At 69.2% G+C, this 21,993-nt stretch carries 30 protein-coding genes; 15 read left to right on the top strand and 15 right to left on the bottom strand.

The window, feature by feature from the left end; genetic code table 11:
• Positions 1–101 precede the first annotated feature (101 nt).
• Entirely contained in the window at positions 102–524 is a 423-nt protein-coding gene (locus SK571_RS38995; protein ID WP_319989134.1) for a VOC family protein, read from the top strand.
• Here the strand turns inward: SK571_RS38995 and SK571_RS38990 are convergent.
• Positions 517–1,287, bottom strand: coding sequence for an AraC family transcriptional regulator (locus SK571_RS38990; protein ID WP_319989133.1), 771 nt, complete (start codon positions 1,285–1,287; stop codon positions 517–519). The two genes, SK571_RS38995 and SK571_RS38990, sit on opposite strands and share 8 nt — an antisense overlap.
• A gap of 65 nt (positions 1,288–1,352) precedes the next feature.
• On the opposite strand from SK571_RS38990, the gene SK571_RS38985 reads away from it, so the two are divergent.
• The 3 genes from SK571_RS38985 to SK571_RS38975 all read left to right on the top strand — a co-directional run bounded on the left by SK571_RS38985 (position 1,353) and on the right by SK571_RS38975 (position 5,859).
• The gene (locus SK571_RS38985; protein WP_319989132.1) at positions 1,353–1,907 is read left to right on the top strand and encodes a TIGR03086 family metal-binding protein; all 555 of its coding nucleotides are present in this window, start codon (positions 1,353–1,355) and stop codon (positions 1,905–1,907) included.
• A gap of 8 nt (positions 1,908–1,915) precedes the next feature.
• Positions 1,916–2,608 carry an aspartate/glutamate racemase family protein gene (locus tag SK571_RS38980; RefSeq protein ID WP_319989131.1) on the top strand — a complete coding sequence of 231 codons (693 nt, stop codon included), beginning with the start codon at positions 1,916–1,918 and terminating at the stop codon, positions 2,606–2,608.
• Between the two features lie 95 nt (positions 2,609–2,703).
• The gene (locus tag SK571_RS38975) at positions 2,704–5,859 is read left to right on the top strand and encodes a S8 family serine peptidase (protein ID WP_319989130.1); all 3,156 of its coding nucleotides are present in this window, start codon (positions 2,704–2,706) and stop codon (positions 5,857–5,859) included.
• 36 nt (positions 5,860–5,895) lie between these two features.
• Here SK571_RS38975 and SK571_RS38970 read toward each other — a convergent pair whose 3' ends face one another.
• The 5 genes from SK571_RS38970 to SK571_RS38950 are packed head-to-tail and all read right to left on the bottom strand — an operon-like array spanning position 5,896 to position 9,174.
• On the bottom strand, positions 5,896–6,306 hold the full coding sequence (locus tag SK571_RS38970) for a YciI family protein (protein ID WP_319989206.1): 411 nt from the start codon (positions 6,304–6,306) through the stop codon (positions 5,896–5,898).
• Positions 6,307–6,311: 5 nt separating this feature from the next.
• The gene (locus tag SK571_RS38965) at positions 6,312–6,710 is read right to left on the bottom strand and encodes a VOC family protein (protein WP_319989129.1); all 399 of its coding nucleotides are present in this window, start codon (positions 6,708–6,710) and stop codon (positions 6,312–6,314) included.
• Positions 6,711–6,754: 44 nt separating this feature from the next.
• Positions 6,755–7,327 carry a TIGR03086 family metal-binding protein gene (locus tag SK571_RS38960; protein ID WP_319989128.1) on the bottom strand — a complete coding sequence of 191 codons (573 nt, stop codon included), beginning with the start codon at positions 7,325–7,327 and terminating at the stop codon, positions 6,755–6,757.
• Positions 7,328–7,331: 4 nt separating this feature from the next.
• Positions 7,332–8,003 carry an RraA family protein gene (locus tag SK571_RS38955; protein ID WP_319989127.1) on the bottom strand — a complete coding sequence of 224 codons (672 nt, stop codon included), beginning with the start codon at positions 8,001–8,003 and terminating at the stop codon, positions 7,332–7,334.
• Between the two features lie 10 nt (positions 8,004–8,013).
• The gene (locus SK571_RS38950; protein WP_319989126.1) at positions 8,014–9,174 is read right to left on the bottom strand and encodes an MFS transporter; all 1,161 of its coding nucleotides are present in this window, start codon (positions 9,172–9,174) and stop codon (positions 8,014–8,016) included.
• A gap of 74 nt (positions 9,175–9,248) precedes the next feature.
• Between SK571_RS38950 and SK571_RS38945 the strand changes: the two genes are divergently transcribed.
• Both SK571_RS38945 and SK571_RS38940 read left to right on the top strand, forming a co-directional pair.
• On the top strand, positions 9,249–9,986 hold the full coding sequence (locus SK571_RS38945; protein ID WP_319989125.1) for a DeoR/GlpR family DNA-binding transcription regulator: 738 nt from the start codon (positions 9,249–9,251) through the stop codon (positions 9,984–9,986).
• A complete protein-coding gene (locus tag SK571_RS38940; protein WP_319989124.1) occupies positions 9,983–10,531 on the top strand; it encodes an HAD family hydrolase in 549 nt (182 codons plus the stop codon). The genes SK571_RS38945 and SK571_RS38940 overlap by 4 nt, the downstream gene beginning before the upstream one ends.
• 5 nt (positions 10,532–10,536) lie before the next feature.
• Here the strand turns inward: SK571_RS38940 and SK571_RS38935 are convergent, their stop codons facing one another.
• From SK571_RS38935 to SK571_RS38920, 4 genes are all read right to left on the bottom strand, one after another.
• Positions 10,537–11,199 carry a hypothetical protein gene (locus SK571_RS38935; protein ID WP_319989123.1) on the bottom strand — a complete coding sequence of 221 codons (663 nt, stop codon included), beginning with the start codon at positions 11,197–11,199 and terminating at the stop codon, positions 10,537–10,539.
• A 63-nt stretch (positions 11,200–11,262) separates the two neighbouring features.
• A complete protein-coding gene (locus SK571_RS38930; RefSeq protein ID WP_319989122.1) occupies positions 11,263–11,799 on the bottom strand; it encodes a vitamin K epoxide reductase family protein in 537 nt (178 codons plus the stop codon).
• Positions 11,796–12,392, bottom strand: a complete 597-nt coding sequence (locus SK571_RS38925; protein ID WP_319989121.1) for a DsbA family protein — start codon at positions 12,390–12,392, stop codon at positions 11,796–11,798. The genes SK571_RS38930 and SK571_RS38925 overlap by 4 nt, the downstream gene beginning before the upstream one ends.
• A gap of 52 nt (positions 12,393–12,444) precedes the next feature.
• Positions 12,445–12,816 carry a hypothetical protein gene (locus SK571_RS38920; protein ID WP_319989120.1) on the bottom strand — a complete coding sequence of 124 codons (372 nt, stop codon included), beginning with the start codon at positions 12,814–12,816 and terminating at the stop codon, positions 12,445–12,447.
• A gap of 39 nt (positions 12,817–12,855) precedes the next feature.
• On the opposite strand from SK571_RS38920, the gene SK571_RS38915 reads away from it, so the two are divergent.
• The gene (locus SK571_RS38915; RefSeq protein WP_319989119.1) at positions 12,856–13,395 is read left to right on the top strand and encodes a hypothetical protein; all 540 of its coding nucleotides are present in this window, start codon (positions 12,856–12,858) and stop codon (positions 13,393–13,395) included.
• Here SK571_RS38915 and SK571_RS38910 read toward each other — a convergent pair.
• Together SK571_RS38910 and SK571_RS38905 are read right to left on the bottom strand one after the other, a co-directional pair.
• A complete protein-coding gene (locus SK571_RS38910; RefSeq protein ID WP_319989118.1) occupies positions 13,392–14,876 on the bottom strand; it encodes a carboxylesterase/lipase family protein in 1,485 nt (494 codons plus the stop codon). The genes SK571_RS38915 and SK571_RS38910 overlap by 4 nt on opposite strands.
• A 2-nt stretch (positions 14,877–14,878) precedes the next feature.
• Positions 14,879–15,445 carry a TetR/AcrR family transcriptional regulator gene (locus SK571_RS38905; RefSeq protein ID WP_319989117.1) on the bottom strand — a complete coding sequence of 189 codons (567 nt, stop codon included), beginning with the start codon at positions 15,443–15,445 and terminating at the stop codon, positions 14,879–14,881.
• A gap of 57 nt (positions 15,446–15,502) precedes the next feature.
• Here SK571_RS38905 and SK571_RS38900 point away from each other — a divergent pair, with 57 nt between their 5' ends.
• Positions 15,503–15,868 carry a hypothetical protein gene (locus SK571_RS38900; RefSeq protein WP_319989116.1) on the top strand — a complete coding sequence of 122 codons (366 nt, stop codon included), beginning with the start codon at positions 15,503–15,505 and terminating at the stop codon, positions 15,866–15,868.
• 19 nt (positions 15,869–15,887) lie between these two features.
• On the opposite strand, the gene SK571_RS38895 is transcribed toward SK571_RS38900, so the two are convergent.
• Both SK571_RS38895 and SK571_RS38890 read right to left on the bottom strand, forming a co-directional pair.
• On the bottom strand, positions 15,888–16,439 hold the full coding sequence (locus SK571_RS38895; protein ID WP_319989115.1) for a zinc-binding dehydrogenase: 552 nt from the start codon (positions 16,437–16,439) through the stop codon (positions 15,888–15,890).
• Positions 16,394–16,918 carry an alcohol dehydrogenase catalytic domain-containing protein gene (locus SK571_RS38890; RefSeq protein WP_319989114.1) on the bottom strand — a complete coding sequence of 175 codons (525 nt, stop codon included), beginning with the start codon at positions 16,916–16,918 and terminating at the stop codon, positions 16,394–16,396. Before SK571_RS38890 ends, SK571_RS38895 begins: the two co-directional genes overlap by 46 nt.
• Positions 16,919–17,009: 91 nt before the next feature.
• Here SK571_RS38890 and SK571_RS38885 point away from each other — a divergent pair, with 91 nt between their 5' ends.
• The 3 genes from SK571_RS38885 (at position 17,010) to SK571_RS38875 (ending at position 18,701) form a co-directional block, all read left to right on the top strand.
• Positions 17,010–17,597 (top strand): TetR family transcriptional regulator, encoded by a 588-nt coding sequence (locus tag SK571_RS38885; protein ID WP_319989113.1) that lies wholly within the window; start codon positions 17,010–17,012, stop codon positions 17,595–17,597.
• 95 nt (positions 17,598–17,692) lie between these two features.
• Positions 17,693–18,568, top strand: coding sequence for a helix-turn-helix domain-containing protein (locus SK571_RS38880; RefSeq protein ID WP_319989112.1), 876 nt, complete (start codon positions 17,693–17,695; stop codon positions 18,566–18,568).
• Positions 18,534–18,701 carry a DUF397 domain-containing protein gene (locus SK571_RS38875; protein ID WP_319989111.1) on the top strand — a complete coding sequence of 56 codons (168 nt, stop codon included), beginning with the start codon at positions 18,534–18,536 and terminating at the stop codon, positions 18,699–18,701. The genes SK571_RS38880 and SK571_RS38875 overlap by 35 nt, the downstream gene beginning before the upstream one ends.
• Position 18,702: 1 nt before the next feature.
• Here the strand turns inward: SK571_RS38875 and SK571_RS38870 are convergent, their stop codons facing one another.
• On the bottom strand, positions 18,703–19,719 hold the full coding sequence (locus SK571_RS38870; protein WP_319989110.1) for a M4 family metallopeptidase: 1,017 nt from the start codon (positions 19,717–19,719) through the stop codon (positions 18,703–18,705).
• 156 nt (positions 19,720–19,875) lie between these two features.
• On the opposite strand from SK571_RS38870, the gene SK571_RS38865 reads away from it, so the two are divergent.
• Genes SK571_RS38865 through SK571_RS38850 form a run of 4 tightly spaced genes read left to right on the top strand, consistent with a single transcriptional unit; the run spans position 19,876 to position 21,942 of the window.
• Positions 19,876–20,340, top strand: a complete 465-nt coding sequence (locus SK571_RS38865; protein WP_319989109.1) for an SRPBCC domain-containing protein — start codon at positions 19,876–19,878, stop codon at positions 20,338–20,340.
• Positions 20,337–20,699 (top strand): ArsR/SmtB family transcription factor, encoded by a 363-nt coding sequence (locus SK571_RS38860; RefSeq protein ID WP_319989108.1) that lies wholly within the window; start codon positions 20,337–20,339, stop codon positions 20,697–20,699. Before SK571_RS38865 ends, SK571_RS38860 begins: the two co-directional genes overlap by 4 nt.
• Positions 20,696–21,157 (top strand): SRPBCC family protein, encoded by a 462-nt coding sequence (locus tag SK571_RS38855; RefSeq protein ID WP_319989107.1) that lies wholly within the window; start codon positions 20,696–20,698, stop codon positions 21,155–21,157. Before SK571_RS38860 ends, SK571_RS38855 begins: the two co-directional genes overlap by 4 nt.
• Before the next feature lie 23 nt (positions 21,158–21,180).
• Complete coding sequence (locus tag SK571_RS38850; RefSeq protein ID WP_319989106.1) at positions 21,181–21,942, top strand: isocitrate lyase/PEP mutase family protein; 762 nt, start codon at positions 21,181–21,183, stop codon at positions 21,940–21,942.
• The last annotated feature ends 51 nt before the right edge of the window (positions 21,943–21,993 follow it).

Below are 21,993 nucleotides of genomic sequence, written 5' to 3'. Positions count from 1 at the left end.
CGGTCCAGTTGACAGAGCCACAAACCGCCCTTGAAGTTGGACCACTTCCGTTGTCGAGAACGCGGCGGCGGCTCCGTCCCCAGGGCATGAGCATCAAGAGCATGCACCACGTCGGAATGACCGTCACCGACCTCGCGGCCGCCGTCGCGTTCTTCGAGGAACTCGGCATGGAACTCGAAGGCAAGGCCCACATGGAGGGCGCGTTCGTCGACGGCGTCATCGGACTCGAGGGCTCCACCAGCGACATCGCGATGATGAAGACCCCGGACGGCCGGTACCGGATCGAGTTGAGCCAGTTCCAGGCCCCGCAGAGCATCGACGGCGGTTCCCGTGCCCCGATCCACGCCCTGGGCCTGCGGCACGTCGCCTTCACCATCGACGATCTCGACGACACCCTCGCCCGGCTCAAGCCGCACGGCGCTGAGCTGGTCAAGAACGTCGAGACGTACGAGGACGTCCTCAAGACCTGCTACGTCCGCGGCCCCGAGGGCATCCTCGTCGAGCTGTGCGAGTACCTCAGGTGAGTGCCCGCGCATACGCCGTGGGGGAGACACCGACGGTCTGCGTGAAGTCCCGAACGAGGTGGGCCTGGTCGCTGTAGCCGAGATCGGCGGCCAGATGCGCCCACTCGACGTCCGCCTCGGCCCGTTCCAGCGCCTCGTGGATGCGGTACCGCAGGATGACCCACTTCGGGCTCACCCCGACGTAGTCCGCGAACAGCCGCTGCATCGTGCGCACGGCCACGCCGCAGTCCCGCGCGAAGTCCGCGACCCGCCGGATCTCCCGGTCGTCCCGGATCCGCTGGACCAGCTCCATCGCCAGCGTCGCCTGGGCATCGGCCACGGGTCCGAGCCCCAGCAGGAACGCGTTGAGCGCGGCCACCCGCTCGTCCTCGTCCTCGACGTCCAGCACCAGCGACGACGGGACGTCGAGCCGCACGTGCCGCCCGGTCCACACCGACACCGGCTCGGCCCGGAACGGCCGGAACCCACCGGGCCGGAACTGCACGCCCGCCACCCGGATCCGCCCGTCGAGCACCCGGCTGAACAGCCCAAGTCCCACGCCCGCGATTTCCGGCTGGGCAAATCCACGCTCGAAGACAACGTTCACGGACGGGTGCGGCACGACGTGCGTGGTGTACGGCGCGTCCAGCTGCCCGTCGATCAGCCAGTAGTGCTCCAGGTACGGCTGCAGCTCGGCACACGGCATCCGGCGGCGGAACCGCACGCGGGCGAACAGCTCGCGCGCGTCCACGATTCCCCGAGTGTCACGGCGCGGTCCCTGCACAGCGCGATCCTAGGTTGGCGCATTTCTTCAAGAGGACCGAGACGCCCGGAAATAGGCTCGCAACCATGAAGCTCAGCGTTCTGCTCGACCGAGCCCGTGACCGCGCACTGCCCGTCGTCGCCGGCATCACCGACGACGACCTGTCCAAGCCCACGCCGTGCGCCGACTACGACGTCCGCGCCCTGCTCGACCACCTGCTGCACGTCGTCGTGGAGTTCCAGAAGCTCGCCGCGAAGCAGGACGCCGACTTCAGCCACAACCCGTCCTACCCGGACTGGCGCACCCGGTACCCGGCCGAGTCCGCGAAGCTCGTCGACGCGTGGGGCGAGCCCGGCGCGACCGAGGGCATCTCCGGCAGCATGCAGATGCCCGCTCAGACGGTCGGCGGACTGGCGCTGCTCGACCTCACCGTCCACGCGTCCGACCTCGCCCAGGCCACCGGCCAGCGCTTCGAGCCCGACCCCGAGGTGCTCGCCGAGGTCGCTGATCTCGTCGCCCAGATGGGACCGATGGCCGTCGAGTGGAAGGTCTTCAAGGAACCCGCCGAGGCACCGGCCGACGCGTCGCCGTTCGAGCGGTTGCTGGCCACCACCGGCCGCGACCCGCGCTGGAGTGCTTGACTGGCCCCATGTTGACGATCGGGATGCTGGGCGGGATGAGCTGGGAGAGCAGCGCGGAGTACTACCGGCTCGCGAACGTACTCGTGCGGGAACGGCTCGGCGGGCTGCACTCGGCGAAGCTCGTACTGCATTCCGTGGACTTCGCCGAGATCGAACGCATGCAGGTCGAGGGCAGGTGGGACGACGCCGGCAAGGCGCTCGCCGAAGCCGCCGCGCACCTGCAGGCAGGCGGCGCCGACTTCCTGCTGATCTGCACCAACACCATGCACAAGGTGTTCGACCAGGTCCAGGCCGCCGTCGACGTCCCGGTGATCCACCTCGGCGACACGACGGCCCGGGCGATCAAGCAGGCCGGCCTCACCACGGTCGGCCTGCTCGGCACCGGCTTCACCATGGACCAGCCGTTCTACCGCGAACGCCTGGAGTCCCACGGCCTGAAAGTCCTGCTGCCGTCGGCCGAGGACCGCGCGACCGTGCACCGGATCATCTACGACGAGCTGTGCGTCGGCATCGTCCGCGACGAGTCCCGCCGCGCCTATCAAGACGTGATCGCACGGTTCGAAGGGGCGCAAGGCGTGATCCTCGGCTGCACCGAGATCGAACTGCTGATCACCCAGGCTGACGTGCCGCTTCCGGTGTTCCCGACGACCCGCCTGCACGTCGAGGCGGCCGTCGAACGGGCGATCCAGACAACTCTGTGAACAAGTGATGTGATCCAGGCCGCAACGCGGCCACCGAACGAAGTGTCTTAGTCACTGAGGGCTATTCCTTCTTCAGTGAACTAGGGGAGTTCGCGTTGAAACGATCACACATCGCCGCAGGGCTGACGGCTGTCGTGGTTGCCGCCACGGCAGCCGTTCCCGTTTCAGCGGCACCGCAGGACCAGGAAGCGCGTGCCGGCGGGCTGACCACGAAGGTCACGCTCGTCACCGGTGACGAGGTCGTCGTCCACAACGGCAAGGTCCAGGCCAGGGGCGCCAAGGGCAGGGAGAACGTCGGGTTCCGCTCGTTCAAGGACCCGCGCGGCGACCTGCACGTCGTCCCGCTCGACGCCCAGGCGGGGCTCAACTCCGGCGAGCTGGACGAGCGGCTGTTCGACGTCTCGCTGCTCGCCAGATCCGGCTACGACGACGCGGCCAGCAAGACGATTCCGCTGATCGTGCAGGGGCAGGGGATCAGCGCGGCGAACGCCGAGTCGTTGCCGAGCATCGGCGCGCACGCGATCACGGTCGGCAAGGACGGCTCGTTCTGGGCCGGTGCTCGGGCGGCGGGCACCGGCAGGATCTGGCTCGACGGCAAGGTCACCGCGTCACTGGACCGCAGCGCCGCGCAGGTCGGCGCGCCCCAGGCGTGGGAGAAGGGCTTCACCGGCAAGGACGTCACCGTCGCCATCCTGGACACCGGCGTCGACGAGACCCACCCGGACCTCGCGGGCGCCGTCGTGGAGTCGAAGAACTTCTCCGACAGCGACACCACCGACGACCGGGTCGGCCACGGCACGCACGTCGCGTCCACCGTCACCGGCGACGGCAAGTACAAGGGCATCGCACCCGACGCGAAGCTCATCAACGGCAAGGTGCTCGGCGACTACGGCGGTGGCCGGGAAAGCGACATCATCGCCGGCATGGAGTGGGCCGCGGCCAAGGCCAAGGTCGTCAACATGAGCCTCGGCAGCTCGTGGCCCGACGAGGGCACCGACCCGATGTCGCTCGCGCTCAACCGCATCACCGAGCAGACCGGCGCGCTGTTCGTCGTCGCCGCGGGCAACTCCGGCGGCACCATCGGGTCACCCGCGTCCGCCGACGCAGCCCTCACCGTCGGCGCCGTCAACCGTGACGACATCCTCGCCGAGTTCTCCTCCCGCGGCCCGCGCTGGGTGAACAACGCCGTCAAGCCCGACATCACCGCGCCGGGCGTCGACATCGTGGCCGCGAAGGCCAAGAACGGCCAGATCGGCACGCCCGTCGGCGACGGACACGTCGCGCTGTCCGGTACGTCGATGGCCACCCCGCACGTGGCGGGAGCCGCGGCGATCCTCGCCGCGAAGAACCCGGCGTGGAAGGCGGAGGACATCAAGGCGGCGCTGATGAACAGCGCCAAGCCCAACCCGTCGCTGACCATCTACGACCAGGGCGCCGGACGTCTCGACGTCGGCCGCGCCGTGTCCGCCGGGGTCTCCACGAACCACGGCAGCCTCACGCTGGGCACCGCGCAGTGGCCGCACGACGACGACAAGCCCATCACGCAGAAGCTGACCTACCGCAACAACGGCACGTCCGACGTGACGGTCGACCTCAGCGTCGCCGAGGTGAAGCCCGCCGCAGCCGGCCTGTTCAGCGTCTCGCCGGCGAAGCTGACCATCCCCGCCGGTGGCACGGCCGACGCCACGGTCACCGCCGACACCAAGGCCGCCGCCGCGGACGGCATCTACGGCGCGGTGATCCTGTCCTCCGACGGCGTGCGAGTGCCCGTCGGCGTCGTGAAGGAGGTCGAGAGCTACGACGTGAAGCTCACGTTCCTCGACCACAACGGCGCGGCGACGCAGTACTACGACTACCGGTTCGTCAACCTCGACCAGGCGCAGGCGTACTTCCGCTTCGACCCGTCCGGCACGCTCGTGCAGCGCCTGCCCAAGGGCAAGTTCTTCCTCGACGGCACGATCAGCACGCGTGATCCCGACCCGACCAAGGGCGGCCTGATCACCACGCTGACCGAACCGGCGCTGGAGGTCACCGGCAACACGGAGATCGTGTTCGACGCACGGCAGGGCACCCAGCCGGTGATCTCCGTCGAGCAGAAGGAGGCGAAGTCGGCGTCCGCGGGCCTCGGCTTCCTGATGGAGGCCAACTGGGGCGCGACCGGCGGAACCTGGTACCTCACCAACTTCGACTCGATCCGCGTCCGCCCGTCGAAGACGTCGTGGCCGAAGTTCGAGTTCTACGCCGAGTCCGTGCTCGCCAAGCCGGACGCCAACGGCAAGTTCGACGGCAGCCCGTACCAGTACCACGTGCGGATCAGCGAGAAGACCCGCGTTCCGGCGGACCTCCAGCGCTCCGTGAAGGACCGCGAACTGGCCCGCGTCAACTCCGTCACGCACGCCCGCGTTCCGGGTTCGATCGGCCAGCGCGACAACGGTGCCTCCGGCCCGCTGCCGTTGCGGCTCAAGGAGTTCTACACGCCGGGCGTCGAGTGGTCCGGCGGGCTGACCGAGTTCACGAAGCTCGGCGAGTGGCCCAGTCTCGGCTCGCAGTACTCGGTCGCACCGCGTGTGTTCAAGCTCGGCCGTACCACGACCGAGCACTGGAACAGCGCCGTCTACGGCCCCGGCGTGCCGCACGCGCCAGGAACGGTGCGCTTCGCCGGACGCGTGGGCAACCTGCTGCGCCTGGACCTGCCAGTGCACAGCGCGCAGGGAATGTACGGGTACTCCGCCCCGACCACCGGCCGCACCACCGTCACGCTGGACGGCAAGGTCATCTCCGACCAGCCGGAGGCCGGGTACGCCTACCTCCCGAACGTGCCGGCGGAGAAGAAGCGCTACACCGTCCACACCGAGGCGACCCGCGACTCGTTCTCGTCGAAGGTCACCACGGACTGGTCGTTCTACTCGGAGAACGTTCCCGGCGACCTGTACCAGTCGGTGCCGTTGCTGGCCGTCCGGTTCGCACCCGCGCTGGACGAGAACAACCGCGCCGGTCGCGTCGTCACCGTGCCGATCACGGTGGAGCGCAACGGAACGGGCTCCGTCACGAACATCAAGGACCCGGCGGTGCAGGTGTCCTACGACGAGGGCAAGACGTGGAAGCCGGTGCCGCTGCGCAAGACGCGGGCGGGCTGGCAGGTCACGCTGATCCACCCGCACGGGGCGAAGAACGTGTCGTTCAAGGCTCGGGCGGCGGACGCGGGCGGTGACGTCCAGCAGACGATCATCCGCGCGTACGACCTGAAGTGACCGCGTGAGGGGCCGGTTCGCGCCGGCCCCTCACCGCTACTTCTGGTACGGCGCCAGCGTGTCCTCGTCCACGTCGGGTGCCCCCATGATCGGGTGCACCTCGATCGGCTGGTTCAGGAGCTTCCCGCCCGGCCCCGGGCACGCCGAGGCCTTCTGGGCGATCTCCAGCAGCCGTTCCTGACTGGCGACGTCGACCACCCAGTACCCGGCGATGACCTCCTTGGACTCCGCGAACGGACCGTCGACCACGACCGGTCCGGCGTCGCTGCCCCGCACCACGAACGCCCGCGCGGGACCGCTCAGCCCCTCGGACTGCAGCAGCTCACCGGACGCGCGCAGTTCGGCGTCCAGGTCGCGCATGTAGGCGATCATGCGGTGCATGTCCTCGTCGGACCAGGCGGCCAGACCCTCCCAGTCCTCCTGGCTGCCGCCGTAGCTGACCAGCATGTACTTCACTTCCACTCCCCACCGGTAGCGCGGGCCTTGATCTCCTGCACGGCCCAGCTGTTGCCGTCCGGGTCGTCGAAGAAGATGAACGACCCGCCGTCCGCCTCGTTCATGCGCACGATCTCGCCGACCTCGACGCCGCGCTCGACGAGCTGCGCGCGGGCCTTCTCCAGGTCCGACACGACGAGTTGCACGCCCTTCAACGTCCCCGGCTCGCCCTTGACGATGCCCTTGCCCATGACGATCGAGCAGCCGGAACCGGGCGGGGTGAGCTGCAGGACGCGCGCGTCCTCGTTGAACGTCGTGTCGTGGTCGACCTTGAAACCGAGCTGCTCCTCGTAGAAGCGCTTCGACCTGTCGAGGTCCGACACCGGTACGACGATGACTTCCAGGGTCCAGTCCATGTCATTCCTCTCAGCGGCTGCCTTACAAGCACCCGTCGAAGTGCTCAGAGACTTTTCGACATGGGGTCCCGGCCCACATACCCGAGGAGCCTGTCCTGCAGAGGAGCGTCGTCGGGCACCGGGATCTCGGCGCCGTAGACCTCGATGCCGGGACCGAACGCGCCGGGTGTGCGGAAGCGTTCCATCAGGTCGGCGGGCACCGACGTCGCCGTGGCCCAGAGGCGTTCCACGTCGGCCGCCGGGATCGTCTCGTCCTGGCCGGTGGCGCGGGCGAGGTCCCAGCCGTGCAGCACCAGGTCGTCGCTGACGACCTGGTCGACGTGGTCCTCCAGCGTCATCGGGCCGGCGGGCGTGGAGACCTCGCTTCCAGCTCGGTCCGTGTCCAAGGCTTCCTGGACCTGGCGACGGGCTTCTTGGAAGTCCGTGAGCGGGTCCTCGGTTCGCGGGATGGGATGGCCGAGCATCACGCCGTGCATGTCGATGACGTGGTCCACGACCTCAAGTGCCGTCCACTGCGCACACGGTGAGGGGTTGTCCCACTGGTCGGACTTCACCTGGGCGACCTTCGCCTCGAAGGCGTCCGCCCGGGCCCGGTATCTGGCCGAAATCGATGTCATGGCCTCACTCCTCGACGGCGCCGCCGATCTTGCGCAGGTGTTCGCGGAACGTCAGACCGCTCTCCAGGTACTCGCTGAACCGCAGCTGGCCGCGCAGGGAGTCACCCTGCCGCACGCGGTCCGCCTGCGCTCGTTCGACGTCCCGGATGCCGCGCGCCTTCTCGATGAGCGCGCCGGCCTGGGACGCCGGCACGAACAGCACGCCGTCGTCGTCACCGAACACGATGTCGTCGGAGGTGACGGTCCACTGGCCGACCTCGGCCGTCGAGAGAGCCTCCGGCGCACGGTCGCGCAGGCTCAACGGACCCGTGGGGTTCGCACCGAGGCTGAACACCGGCAGCCCGATCGCCCTGATGTCCTGGGTGTCGCGGTGCAGCCCCCAGATGGCGACGCCGGCGAGACCGGCCTTCTGCGCTTCGAGCACGATCAGGTCGCCCACGCAGGCCTCGTCCGTGCGGCCGTCGTTGTCGACGACGAGCACGTCGCCGGGCTCGCTGCGTTCGATGGCCTCCAGGAAGACGTCGACGCTGCCCGCGTGCCGGGCGGGCAGCACGCGGCCACCGGTCTTCGAGCCGGGGATGACCGGCGTCAGGGAGACGGTGCGGACCGGGATGTCTGCCCGGATGCACGCGTCAGCGAGGTGTGCGGTGGTGAGATCCAGAGTGGCGAGATCCATGCTCGCATTCTTACGCCGTGACCTTCTCCTCGGCGGCATCGGTGCGCAACACGCCCGCGGACAGCGCCGCGATCAGGCACAGCGCGACCGGGAGCAGGAACGCGATGTTGAGCGGTACGAGGTGGGTCAGCCAGCCGATCACCGCCGGTCCGGCCAGCACGCCGAGGTAGCCGAGACCCGCGACGCGCGAGACGTTGGCGGCCGCGGCACCCGGTTCGGCGTGCCCGGCCGCGCTGAACAGCTGCGGCACCGTGCCCGACAGGCCGATCCCGGCGATCGCCCAGCCCACCAGCGCCAGCCAGATCCACGGCGACAGCGCGGCCGTCGCGATGCCGGCCGCACCGATCGCCGAACCCCAGCGCAGCACCGCCATCGGCCCGATCTTCGCGGTGACCCGGTCCGCGAGCAGGCGTCCGACGGTCATCGTCGTGGCGAACGCACCGTAGGCGAGCGCGGCGATCTGCGGGGACGCGTCGAGAACGTCCTGCAGGTGCAGCACGCTCCAGTCGTTCGCGGCGCCCTCGCTCAGCATCACCAGCAGGGCGAGCACCGCCATGATCCAGATCCGCCGTGGAGCCTTGCGCTTGCCGGTCTGCTCGGTGGCGTGCTGCGACTCCTTCTCGTCGAGCAGGAACCTGGCGGTCACGAGGCTGATGACAACACCGAGCACGGCCGCGGCGCCGAGGGTCGTGGCGGGGGAGAGCTCCCAGCTCAGCGTACGTGCACCGGTCAGCGCGGCGGCCACACCGCCGAGCGACCACGTCGCGTGGAACGCCGACATCACCGGACGCTGGTAGTGCCGCTCCACCACCACGGCGTGCGCGTTCATGCTGACGTCGATCAGCCCGTTGCCGATGCCGAAGATGAGCAGCGCCGCACCGAGCGTCCACTGGTTGACCGCCGCACCGGGCAAGAACGCCGTCACGCTGCACACGACACCGGCGAGCGGCACGACCAGCTTCACGCCCACGCGGTCGGTGAACTTGCCGCCGAGCCGCATGCCGATGAACGCGCCCAGCCCGAGCAGGAGCAGCAACCGGCCGAGCTCGGCGTGCGATATGCCGGTGCGGTCCTCGACCGTCGGGATGTGCACGAGCCACAGCCCGAGCAGGAACCCGTTGAGGGCGAAGTACGTGAAGGTGGCGACCCGGGCGGCCTTGAGAGCGTTCACTTGCATCACGCTAACGAACGATTTGCGTGTTCGAAAGATTGAGTTTCGAACATCACTGATGTTCAATCACGACCGTGTCCCGACTGAAGCAGATCACCGAGGCAGTCCGCGACGCCGGCTCGCTCGGTGTGGCGGACCTGGCGTCGCTGACCGGCGCCTCCGAGATGACCATCCGCCGCGACCTGGAGGTCCTCGCAGCTCAGGGCGTTCTTGAACGCTACCGCGGCGGCGCCAGGAGCCTGCTCCTGCGCGGTTCCGAACCCCCGTTCGCGCTGCGCTCGGACGAGAACACGCCCGCCAAGCGCCGCATCGCCGCCGCCGTGGCCGCCCTGATCGCGGACGGCGAGTCGGTCGTCCTCGACAGCGGCACCACCTGCCTCGAAGTGGCCCGCCTGCTGCACGACCGACGCCTGACCGTCATGCCGTTGTCCCTGCACGCCGTGAACGTCCTCTCCTCTTCTTCGACCCTGACATTGCTCGTCCCCGGCGGCCGCCCACGCCTCGGTGAACTGGCGCTCACCGGCCCGCTGACCCTGGCCTCGCTGCAGGCGTTGCGCTTCGACACCGCGGTCATCGGCTGCTGCGGCCTCTCCGCCGAACACGGACTGACCGCCTTCGACCTGGAGGACGCCTCGGTGAAACGAGCCGCCATCACGTCGGCCCGCCGCGTCATCGCCGCCGTGGACGCCTCGAAACTCACCCGCACCGCGTTGGCCCATGTCGTCCCGGTGTCCTCTTTGGACGCCGTCGTCACCGACGCGGAAGGCGACGACGGCCTGACCGCCGCGGGCGTCGCGGTGGTGACGGCATGATCGTGCTGTTCGACATGTTCGGCGTGATCGCCCGCGACCAGTCACCCGAGGTCATGGCCACGATGAGCACCGAGCCGGAGTTCTGGGACGCCTACTGGGCCCACCGCCCGGCCTACGACCGCGGCGACGTGACAGCCGACGAGTACTGGGCCCTCGTGGGCCACCCGCCGCTGGTCGAGAAGGACGTGGCCAGCTGGAACCGCGTCGACTACGAGATGGTCGCGCTGCTGCACGAACTGCACAACGCGGACCGGCGCATCGCGTTGCTGTCCAACATCCCCGAGGACCACGCCCAGAACTTCGAGCGCACCTACGCGTGGCTCGACCTGTTCGAGGTGCGCGCGTTCTCGTGCCGGATCGGCCACGCCAAGCCGGACCGCGCGGCCTTCGAGTGGTGCCGTGACGCGTTGGGCGACGACGACATCCTGTTCGTGGACGACCGGCTGGAGAACGTGCGCGCCGCGGAGCTGACCGGGATGCGCGGGCACCACTTCACGGGGATCGACGGGCTGCGCGCGCTACTTGGTGCCGCCAAAAAGGCCTAGGGACGTCAGCGGATCGGATACCCGGTCGCGACGATCTGGTCGGCGACGGCGGCCAGGGTGGTGGCGGGGTTGAGCGCGGTCACGACCTCCGCGGTCAACGGCTGCCCGGCGTAGACGTGCCGCACCGCGTCGAGGTCGACCGGCATCTCGTAGTAGTCCTGCGCCCAGTCCTGGAAGGCCTCGGGCGTGCGGTCGGTCAGCAGGGCGAACAGCCAGTCGGCCCCGTCCTCGTCTCCGTCGGGGAAGGTGATGTCTCCGTGCCGCCAGGCGGTGTCGCTGTGCTCGCGCCACAGACACACCGTGACGGACGGCGTGCCGAACTCATCGGAGAACGCCGGTTCCTCCACACATTCCCGGAACACGTCGGGCACGGAGTCGAGCACACCCGGCCACGGCTTTTCGTCATCGGTGGCGTAGGGACTCATCGGCGACTCGTGGTCGAACCCGCGCACGTACGCCCCTGCGGCCGTGAACGTGACGGAGTACTCGTTGCCCGAGCCGTCGTACATGGACGCCAACTCCTCACCGGGCGCCCACGCCATGTCGTAGAGGTGGTGGCGTTCGTCGCTGTCGGGGTCGAGCACGACGTCCAGCGCGGCCAGCGCACGGCACAACGCGCGCAGTTCCGGAATGGCGGGCAGGAGACGAGCGACGTCGTATGCGGTCACACCGACATCCAAGCAGCGGTCCCAGCCGGCGTTCTTCGCGAACGCCGGCTGGGACCGCTGCTGCTAGACGAGCGACGACCAGTAGAACCAGAACGCCTGCAGCACCCCGCCGGCGATCACCAGGTACCAGAGGATCAGCACCACGCTGTGGAGCTGAAACGTCGGCCGGATGTTGCGCAGCGTCGTGTACCAGAAGATCGGGATCGTCACCGCCCACACGACCATGCAGTACGGGCACAGCGCACCGATCTCGTACAGCGACTGGAAGATCAGCCAGTGCACGAACAGCACGCCGAACGTCACGCCGACCTGCAGCCCGATCCACACCCACGACGGCAGCGCCACCCCGGCCAGCAGCAGCACGCCCAGGGTCGTCACCACCGCGAAGCCCGCGATGCCGAGCAACGGGTTGGGGAACCCGAACACCTCGGCCTGGGCGGTCTTCATGATCGAGCCGCAGCTCAGCACCGGGTTGATGCTGCACGTGGGCACGTAGAACGGGTCCTTGAGCAGCGCGATCTTCTCGATCGTCAGCACGAACGACGCGACCAGGCCGACGAACCCGCCGACCGCGAGGACCCAGGCGACGATCCGGTTCACGAACGCACCTTCTCGATCGCTGCCTTGAGCGCGTCGTAGGTGGGCGCGCCGCTGAACTTGGTGCCGTTGACGAAGAACGTCGGCGTGCCGGTGACGCCGGCCTTGCTGCCCTCGGTGCGCTGGGCGAGCACGCGGTCGAGCAGCGCCGGGTCGTCCAGGGCCTTGTCGAACGCGGCCTGGTCGAGGCCGAGTTGCTGGGCGAAGCCGGTGAACGCCGCGCGCTGCGACGTCTGCCGGCCGCCCCACTCCTGCTGTGCGTCGAACATCAGCCGGAACATCTCGTCCCGCTTGCCCTGCGCGCCCGCGGCCTCGACCGCGACGGCGGCCAGTTCGGCGTTGCGGTGGCTGGGAATGGGGAAGTGCCGCACGTCGAACGTCACGCGCTCGCCGTACTCGGTCTTCAGCCTCTCCACGGCGGGGTAGGCGGCGCGGCACGACGGGCATTCGAGGTCGAGGTACTCGACGACGGTCACCCTGCCGTCGGCGGACTGGGGTGCCGCGGTGGTGTCGTTGCGGCTGAACAGGAGGAAACCGGCGACCACGACCGCCACGACGGCGACGATGATCAGGGACAGACGAGCGTTTTTCGACATGGCAGAACTCCACGTGTGGCGAAGGAAGACGGACCCTCAGAACGGGTTCGGTCTAGGCGCGCAGCACGCAGAGCTGCGTCAGCCGCACTTCCAGCCGGCGTGAAGGAGGGGACAGGACAGCGGGCAGGCGCACCGAGAGCACCTGGAACGAGCCGGACCGCCGCGCCGCGGCGAACCCGATCAGCACGGCGAGCGCCACCACCAGGCAGGCTCCGGCGACGAGGATGCCCTCGATCAGCCCGCCGTCGTCGGCCGTAGCGGAGTGGGCGACCGCGTGGGTGCTCGACGTCGGGCACTGGGCGGTCCAGGCGAACTCCGCCTCGCACGGCGTGCCCTGCATCATCGCGATCCCGGCGACCAGCGCGAGCACGGCGAAGACCCGCGCGAGATACGCGCGGGTTCGCGAGCTGCGGGTGCCGGGCACGTGATCCAGGGTAGCGATGTCGCGCCTAGGCTCGTGCACATGGGGGAGAAGCTGCACGAGTCGGACAGGCTCGTGATCGCCTCCCGGCCGATGCCGCCCGAGCTGGCACCACTCGACAAGACAGCGGGCGGAAGCATCCCAGGTCTACTGCACGCCTTCCTGCCGTTGAGCCCCAGCGCGCAGGCCGAGGTGCGCGCACTCGTGCGGTCGGTTCCTCAGCGAAACCGCACGAGCCTCGAGGACATCCCGGCCAGGATCGACGGCGAAGGCCCCGGTCCGCTCGTGATGCGCCTGCTGCGCAACCGGAACATGAACTACCCCGCCGTCGCCAAGTCGGTCCACGTGGTGACCACGGGCCGCCGCTACTGGGCGGCCTCCACCTACGGGAGGATCGGCCACGGCCTCAAGGAACTCACTTCTGACCTGCTCGGCGATCTCTCCGCCTCCGACCTCGCGACGCTGACCGGCATCACGCCGGACCCGGCCCCGGCGGACGTGGGCGACCTCGTCTGGGACGTCCGGCGCCTCACCCGTGACCAGATCGAACACATCACCGAGTCCGCCAAGGCCATGGCCTAGTTCCAGAACGCCAGCCTGTGCTCGGCGGCGTAGTCGACGGGTCCGATCGCGCCCGGAGCCAGTGACTGCACGTACTGCCCCTCCGAGAACCGCGGCCACCCCGGCGTTCCGGTGCGGGCGAAGTCCGTCCACGCCTTGATCATGTGGTCGGACAGGCCGCGGTCCTTGGTGAAGTCCTCGTCCGGGAACAGGTAGTCGATGTCCGACGAGTGGTTCGCGCCGTGCAGTTCCTCGGGGATCTCCGGGTTCGTGGCCGCGTTGCGGTCAGCGAACTCGAACGCGTAAACGGGTGCCTTCTTCGCGTAGAGCGTGTTCTGCCGGAACGTCGCACGCGCCCACATGCGATCTGTCAGCACCGTCGCCCACGCCTGCTTCGGCGACGCGAACGCGCCGGCCGGGTACTCGCGCTCGATCTCGGCCGCGCGGTCGGGGAACGCCTCCCGCACGAGCCGCGAGTAGTCCTCGGTGGACATCGGGTCCGGCCGGAACAGCCCGACGAAGCTGTTGTGCTCGTCGCGCGTCGCGCCTGCCAGGATCGGCACGTCGGCGAACTCGCCCGCCTCCAGCGAGTCGCCCGGCAGCCGGGGCAGCACCGAGCCGCCGTAGCCGGTGGACTGGAAGATGTTCATGATCTGCGGGTGGGCCAGCAGCTTCTCCACCGGCAGCCGCCGCAGGCACTCGACGTCCGCGCAGCCCAGTTCGGAGCTGATCATCGCGCCGATCTCCTGGATCTCCGGCACCGGCCGCCACGCGAGCGACGGCAACGCCTCCAGATCCGGGAACCAGGCGCCGCGAGGCACGTCGACCAGCGTGAACGAGCTGTGCATGATCGCCTTGTGGAACAGCGGCCGCTGCTCGATCAGGTGGGCGCCGACCGCGGTCGCGCCGAACGACACCCCGAACAACGTCACGTTGCCCGGATCTCCACCGAAAGCGGAGATGTTGCGTTGGACCCACTCCAACGCCGCGCGCTGGTCCAGCAGACCGAACTCGCCGGAGTGCTCCAGGCCTGGCAGCCCGAACCCGCCGAACACCCCCATCCGGTAGTTGAACGTCACCACGACGACATCCCCTCGCCGTGCGAGGCGTTCCGCGTCGAAGAAGTGCCCGGCCCCGATCGCGCCGTCGCCGTGCACCCACACCAGCACCGGCTTGCGGCCGGCCACCGAAGGCGTCGTGACGTTGGCGAACAGGCAGTCCTCGTCGGTGCTCTTCGTCTCCGAGTAGCTGGACCCGACCTGCGGACACGGACTGCCGGGCTCGAAAGCGTCGCACACCCCGTTCCACGCCGCCGCGCGCACCGGCGGCTCCCAGCGAGCCGCGCGGGCGTACGGAACCCCCTGGAACCGCAGATGCCCGTCCCGCACCTCCCCCCGAACCTGCCCCGTATCGGTCGTAACGACGTCCGATGGCACGGCTTCCCCTCTCCCACACGCGCCGAGCAGCAGTAATGCGGCAACTAGCAACGTCCCCCGACGCATGGCTAACCCCTTGTGGCCAGGTCGACGGCCGCGACCAACTCCTGCTCGCAGACGTCGAGATCGAGTGACCCGGACCGCTGCACAACGCTGTTGCGCAGCGCGAGGACGAACACGGCCATGACGTCCGGGTCGAACGCGCGGAACTCGCCAGCGTCCTGCCCCTGCCGCAGCAGGTCGGCGAGCCCTGCGTGATCGGAGTCGGCGATGCCCCCGTCCGTCACCACCGAGTGAGCCCTGATCCGCAGGAACGCCACCATGTCCGCGCGGTGCTCACGCAGAAACGCGATGTTGGCGCTCAGGAACGCCCGCAGCTCCTCGCGGGCGCTCGCCTGGCCCATCCGCGCGCGCACGAACCCTTGGAAGCGCTCCAAGATGTCCGCGAACACCACGTCGACGAGCTCCTGCTTGTTCTTGAAGTGGTACGAGATCAGCCCGGTGCTGCTCAGCCCCGCACGCGCCGCGATGGCCTTGAACGACGTCTCCGCGTAGTCCAGCTCCGCGATCGTGGCGATCGCCGCCGCCACGATCTGCGCCCGCCGGGCCTGCTCGGTCACGGACTTTGCTCGCATGAGCAAAATTTAGCACGCCTGAGCAAAACCAGGTGCGTGCCTCGTTAGGATCGGCTTGTGACCAGGAGATCACCGCAGGAGAAGAAGGCGTTGAGCTACGCCAGGGACGCCCGCAACTCTTACGGACAGAACGACAAGGCCTCCCGCAAGGCCATCGCCAGGCGCAAGCGCGTCAACGTCCGGGCGGACCGGCGCCGCGAGCACGTGGTGCTCGTCCAGGGGTTTCCCGATGACATCGAGTCCGAGCTCAAGCGCGAACGTCTCCCGTCGAAGCGCTGGCGCAAGTTCGCGGACGCGCCGCTCGCCGATGTCGTGACCGACAAGCTGCGGTGGCGAGCCGCCGCAGGCATCATCGACGAGGACCAGGCGGAAGCGAAGATCGCCAAGATGCCGCGGGTCGGTCGCCGGACGCCCTGGAAGTGATCAGCACTGCCACGGCACGTCAGCCGAGGTCGGACAGGTCGAGGACGAACCGGTGGCGGACGTCACCGCGATCGAGCCGGTCGAGGGCCTCGGCGACACGGGCGGACGGCAGGACCTCGACGTCGGCGGTGATGCCGTGGGTGGCGCAGAACTCCAGCATGGCGGTGGTGGCGGGAAGACCGCCGCTGCCACCGGAGCTCAGCTTCTTGCGGCCGAGGAGCAGGTCCATCGTCTCGACGGTGAGGCTGCCGAGGTAGCCGACCTGGCTCAGCGTCCCGTCCACGGCCACCAGACGCAGGTAGGGGCTGAGGTCGTGGGGGACCGGGATGGTGTCGATGAGAACGTCGAACCTGTCGCGGGCCGCTTCGATGCTGTCCTGGTCGGCGGAGACGACGACGTCACGAGCACCGAGCCGGATCGCGTCGCTCGCACGGTCCGCGGACCGGCTCACGACCGACACCTCGGCGCCCAGGGCCGCGGCGAACTTGACCGCGAGGTGGCCCAGCCCGCCCAGGCCGGCCACCGCTACGCGCGCCCCGGACCGACACCCAGGGCGCGCAGCGGTTCCCACACGGTGATCCCGGCGCACAGCAGCGGCGCCGCGGCCGCCGGGTCCAGCCCGGACGGCAGGGGATGGGCGAACCGGTCACGGACCACGTATTCGCGGGAGAAGCCGCCCAGCGTCGTCGTCCCGTCGTGACGATCGGTCCCGCCGTAGGTGAGCGTGGGGAACTCACGGCAGAAGTTCTCCTGACCCGCCGTGCACATCGTGCACACGCCGCATGAGTCGACGATGTTGCCGACCGCGACCGGGTCACCGACCCGGAACCCGCTCACCTCGGGACCGACGTCCACGACCACCCCGGTGAACTCGTGACCCGGCACGAGCACGTCCTCGCCGTTGTGCGCGCGCAGCGAGTGCAGGTCGGTGTGACAGACCCCGCAGAAGTCCACGCGCACGGCGATGTCGTCGCGCCGCAGGTCACGGCGGGACAGCGGCACTCGGTGCAACGTGTGTCCGTCGGCCTGCCAGCCGGTGGTGCTTCGCATGACTCTCCTCAAACAGACTGTTCGGTCTATTTCAAGCTACCCCCGGAAGGGCGACAAAGTAAACCGACTGTTCTGTCGGTACAGTTCAGCCATGTCCGACCAGCAGCTGACCGCCCGTGGCGCGGCCACGCGGCAACGCATCATCGACGTGGCCACCCGCGAGTTCGCCGAGCACGGCATCGCCGGAGCCCGCATCGAACGGGTCGTCGCCGCGGCGCGCACCAACAAGGCCCAGCTCTACGCCTACTTCGGTAACAAGGACGGGCTGTTCGACGCGATCTTCTTCGGCTCGCTGGAGCGGATCGTCAACGTCGTGCCCATCGACGCGGCCGACCTGGCGGACTGGGCCGTGCGCCTCTACGACGAGTACCTCGAGCGCCCTGACCTCATCCGGCTCGCGACCTGGGCCCGCCTGGAACGGCGCCCCACCGGCCACCTCGTCGCCGACACCGATCGCCTGGACCAGAACAAGCTCAAGGCGATCACCGACGCGCAGCAAGCGGGGCTGATCCGGGACGGCGACCCCTTCGACCTGATGGCCATGGTCATCGCGATGTCGATGGCGTGGTCACCGGTCAGCAACGTCTACGCGGCCACGGTCGACGAACCCGCCGAGACCCACGACCGCCGCCGAGACTTCCTGCGAGACAGCGTCCGCCGCGCCGTCGCGCCGGCCTAGGCCGGAAGTTTGGAACTCGTCCAAAGGGAATGCTTTCAGGTTGACCTGCGGCGAATGGGTGGAGCCAAACGGAACGCCGCCTCTACCGTCCCTGCATGCCTTTGCGGAGATCAACGGTGCGCGGCCGCGAGTTCGGTGACGCGATACGAGCGCTGCTGAAGGCGGCCGACCTCACCAACCGGGCCGCCGCCGAATTGCTGGGCTGGCAGGAAGCCAAAGTCTCGGAACTGGTCAACGGCAAGGAAGGCGTCAGCGACGTCGACCTGGCCAAGTTGCTGGGCCTGCTGCGCACGCCGCCCGACGAGTTCGACCACCTGATGGCGCTGCACCACGACGCGCACATCAGAGACTGGTTGCAGCCTGCCGGTTCCGGCATGCCGGACCGAGTGAGAACGTTGCGAGAGCACGAGAAAATCGCTTCGGAGATCACCGGCTGGTCGATGAACGTCGTACACGGCCTGGTCCAGGTGCCCGACTACACCTGGCACCTCGCGCTCGCCAAGCCATTGGACGAGAAAGCCGCGCGGGTGGTGGTCGAGAACCGGGTCGTGCGTCAGACAGCCGTGCTTGACGGAAATCGGACAGTCACGATTTTCATGCATGAGCAGGCTCTGCGACTGCCGGTCGGCGATGCGGGGGTGATGGCAGAGCAACTGCACCACCTGCTACGACTCTCAGTGCGTCCGTACCTCACGATTCGCGTGATGCCCACCCACTTCGGGCCACACGCCGGACTTGCGGGCGACTTCGACCGGCTGAAGTTCAAGAAGATCCCCGAGCTCGTCTACGTCGAGAGCGAAGGAGCTAACGTCTTCATCGAGGATCAAGCTTCCGTCGCCCGCTACGACACCGTCCTGAAGTCACTCGATCGGACGGCGTTGGACGAGGTCCAGACGAGGAAGCTGATCACCGACATCATCGGTGAGGAGTTCGAGCATGACCAGGTGGCAGAAGAGCAGCTACAGCGCTAGCGACGGCAACTGTGTCGAAGTGGGCCGTGGCGTCGGCATCCGCGACAGCAAGGCTCCCTCCGTCGAACTCCCGCTCACGGCTCACCAGTGGGCACCGCTGCTGCGGTTGGTCAGGACTCATCCCGCGGTTTAGCTCACTCCGACGTCGGTCCACGCACCACGCCCGCGACCTCGCTGCCGAACAACGCCTGGGCGGACGCGGTCGTGGCCGCGGCGGCGTCGGCGAAGTTCGAGTTCACCCGCAGTTTCGTGGTGAGCGCGTCGTACCAGACCTTCCCCGCCCGGTCCCAGGCGTTGCCGCCGAGCCGGGTCGCCGCGAGGTGGAACGCCTTGTTGGGGATGCCGCCGTTGTCGTTGCGCGGGTTGCCGTCGTCGGGCAGGTCGACGTAGGAGCGCATGTGGGCGGGCTGGCGGTCGAGCTGGTGGGCGCGGCCGGGGTCTTTCATGGACCGGAGGGCCATGCCGTGGAGTTGCGTGCCGAGGATGCCCGCGCCGATGAGCCAGTCGGCCTGGTCGGCGGACTGGCCCGCCGTGTGCTGCTTGACCAGTGAGCCGAAGACGTCGGCCATCGACTCGTTGAGGGCGCCCGGCTGCGTCCGGTAGCGCAGGCCGGCCGTGTACTGGATGACGCCGTGGGTGATCTCGTGCCCGACGACCGTGATGTCGCGGCACAGGGCGCCGGGCTGGAAGACCTTGCCGCTGCCGTCGCCGTAGACCATCTGGGTGCCGTCCCAGAAGGCGTTGCCGAAGCCGCGTCCGAAGTGGACTGACGAGACGAGCCTCAGGCCGTTGTTGTCGACGCTGTGGCGGCCCAGCACGTCGCGGTAGAAGTCGTAGGTCCTGTCGGCGTTGGCGAACGCGTCGTTGACGGCGGGATCGGCCGCGGCGCCGTCGCCCTCCTTGCGGCGCAGGACACCGGGCAGGGTGCGTTCGTCGCCGCCCTGGACGTCGTGCACGGCCTTGAACTCGCCGCCCGGGCCGCGCAACTGGGCGGCGTTGAGGTCGAGGAACTGCACGGCCTCGGTGAGCGTCTCGCGCTGCGTGCGCAGGGCGGCGGAGGCGATCAGGGTCGGGATGGCGTCGCGGAGGTCGACGTTGCCGGCTTCGGCGAGTTCGATCAGCAGGTGGGCGGGCAGGATCGAGCAGACCATGTCGTTCCCCTCTTTTCCTTCTCGTACCAGGGGAGAGGGCGGCTCCAGCGCTCAAACACCCATCGGCAGCTCGTGCAACTAAAGGTTGCGCTAGCCAGGAGAGCCGGTTACGTTGAAGCGCAACCGATGGTTGCACTTTTGAGTGAGGAGGACAGCGTGGAACACGGAAGCATCGAACGCGAGCTGCGCATCGACGCCAGTCCCGAGGTGGTCTACGAGGTGGTCAGCTCTCCCGAGCACCTGCGCGAGTGGTGGCCCGACGACGCCGAGCTCGACCCCGTGCCCGGCGGCACCGGCACGATCACCTTCGGCGACCCGGCCTCGCCGGACGCGAAGGTCGAGCACCTCACGGTCGTCGAGGCCGACCCGCCCCGCCGGTTCGCGTTCCGCTGGGTGTACGACCAGGGCGCGTCGCCGGAGCCGGGCAACTCGCTGCTCGTCACGATCGACCTCGAGCCGTCCGGCGACGGCACGCTGCTGCGCTTCAAGGAGACCGGGTTCCGCGAGCGCGGCTGGGAGGCCGCCGTGCTGGAGCAGGCCTACGCCGATCACGTCCGGGGCTGGGACCACTTCCTCCCGCGTCTCGTCGCGCGTGCCGACAGCCTGGTGGCGCGGCCGTGAGCACGGCGATCGACGACGACCTCTGGTCCGCGGTGGGCGACCCGACCCGCCGCCGGATGCTCGACCTGCTGCTGAGCGACGGGGGCGGCACCGCGACCACGCTGAGCGAGCGGCTCCCGGTCACCCGGCAGGCGGTCGCCAAGCACCTCGGCGTGCTCGACCGCGTCGGACTGGTGCACTCCACCCCGGCCGGACGCGAGCGCCGCTACGAGGTGGACGAGGCGCAACTCGCCCGCGCGGTCGCCCAGCTGACCGCGGTCGGCACCACCTGGGACGCCCGGCTGCAGCGGATCAAGCGGATCGCCGAGCGGATCCAGCGCGGCACAGCGGATCGAGAGACAGGATCGGACCAGTCATGACGACGCAGGCGCCGCGCACCGAGCGCGGCTACTCCACCTCGTACACGGTCGAGCAGTCGCCGGACGAGGTCTACGCGGCCGTCCTGGACGTCCGTGCCTGGTGGACGGGCGAGGTCGAGGGACGTACCGACGAGGTGGGCGCCGAGTTCACCTACCGGCATCCCCCGCAGCACTACAGCCGCCAGCGCGTGACCGAGCTGAACCCGGGCCGCCGCGTGGTCTGGCAGGTCACGGACAGCCTCCTGTCCTTCGTGTCGGACCCGGCCGAGTGGACCGGCAGTGAGATCGTGTTCGACATCGTCCCCGTCGGCGGCGGTGCGGAGCTGAGGTTCACCCACGTCGGTCTGGTGCCGGACGTCGAGTGCTTCGGCGCGTGCTCCACGGCCTGGCTGCCCTACGTCAACGGCAGCCTGCGCAGCCTGGTCACCACGGGACAGGGCCTGCCGGATCCGTGGTGACGACCGAGGAACAGGAGAGCGTCATGTCCGATCTGGCCGCCAAGGCCGAACTCCTGCGTTCGCTGCACGTCCCGGGCGACCCGCTCGTGCTGCCGAACGCCTGGGACGTCGGTAGCGCCCGCACCGTCGTCGACGCGGGCTTCCCCGTGATCGCGACGGCGAGCAACGCGATCGCCGCGGCGCTGGGCTACGACGACGGTGAGGGAGCACCGAGGGAAGAGATGATGTTCGTCGCCGCGCGCATCGTGGCGTCGGTCGACGTTCCGGTGACGGTCGACGCAGAAGCCGGGTACGGACTCGCTGCCGGCGAGTTGGTCGAGCTGCTGACCGGGATCGGTGCCGTCGGCTGCAACATCGAGGACACCGACCACGCGGACGGCGGCCTGGTGGACGCCGACGTGCGCGCGGCTTACATCGGGGAGATGCGCGCGGCCGCGAACCGGGCCGGGGTGCCGTTGGTGATCAACGCGCGGGTCGACTCCTTCTTCCCCGCCTCGCCGTTCACCGGGGACAAGAGGCTGACCGACGCCCTCGGCAGGGCACGGGCGTACTGGGCGGCCGGCGCGGACTGCGTGTTCGTGCCAGGAGCCGGGCCCGAGGACCTCCGCGCGGTCGTCACCGAGGTCGGCGCCCCGGTGAACGCCGGGCTGCCGTTGCAGGGCGGGTCGCTGGAGGCGCTTCGTGCGGCCGGGGTCGCGCGCGTGTCCGTGGGTCCGCAGCTCTACCGCAGCGCACTCGGTCACCTGCGCGCTGACCTCGAGCGGCTCGGCGGGCCCACGGCGTGACGAGCGATGTGCCGTCCACGCTCGTGGGACGGCACATCGCTCGATGGTCGC

The sequence above is a fragment of the Lentzea kristufekii genome (assembly GCF_033949925.1).
GTDB lineage: Bacteria > Actinomycetota > Actinomycetes > Mycobacteriales > Pseudonocardiaceae > Lentzea > Lentzea kristufekii.
The sequence above is the reverse complement of the archived record's forward strand: the minus strand, read 5'-3'. Positions and strand labels throughout refer to the sequence as shown.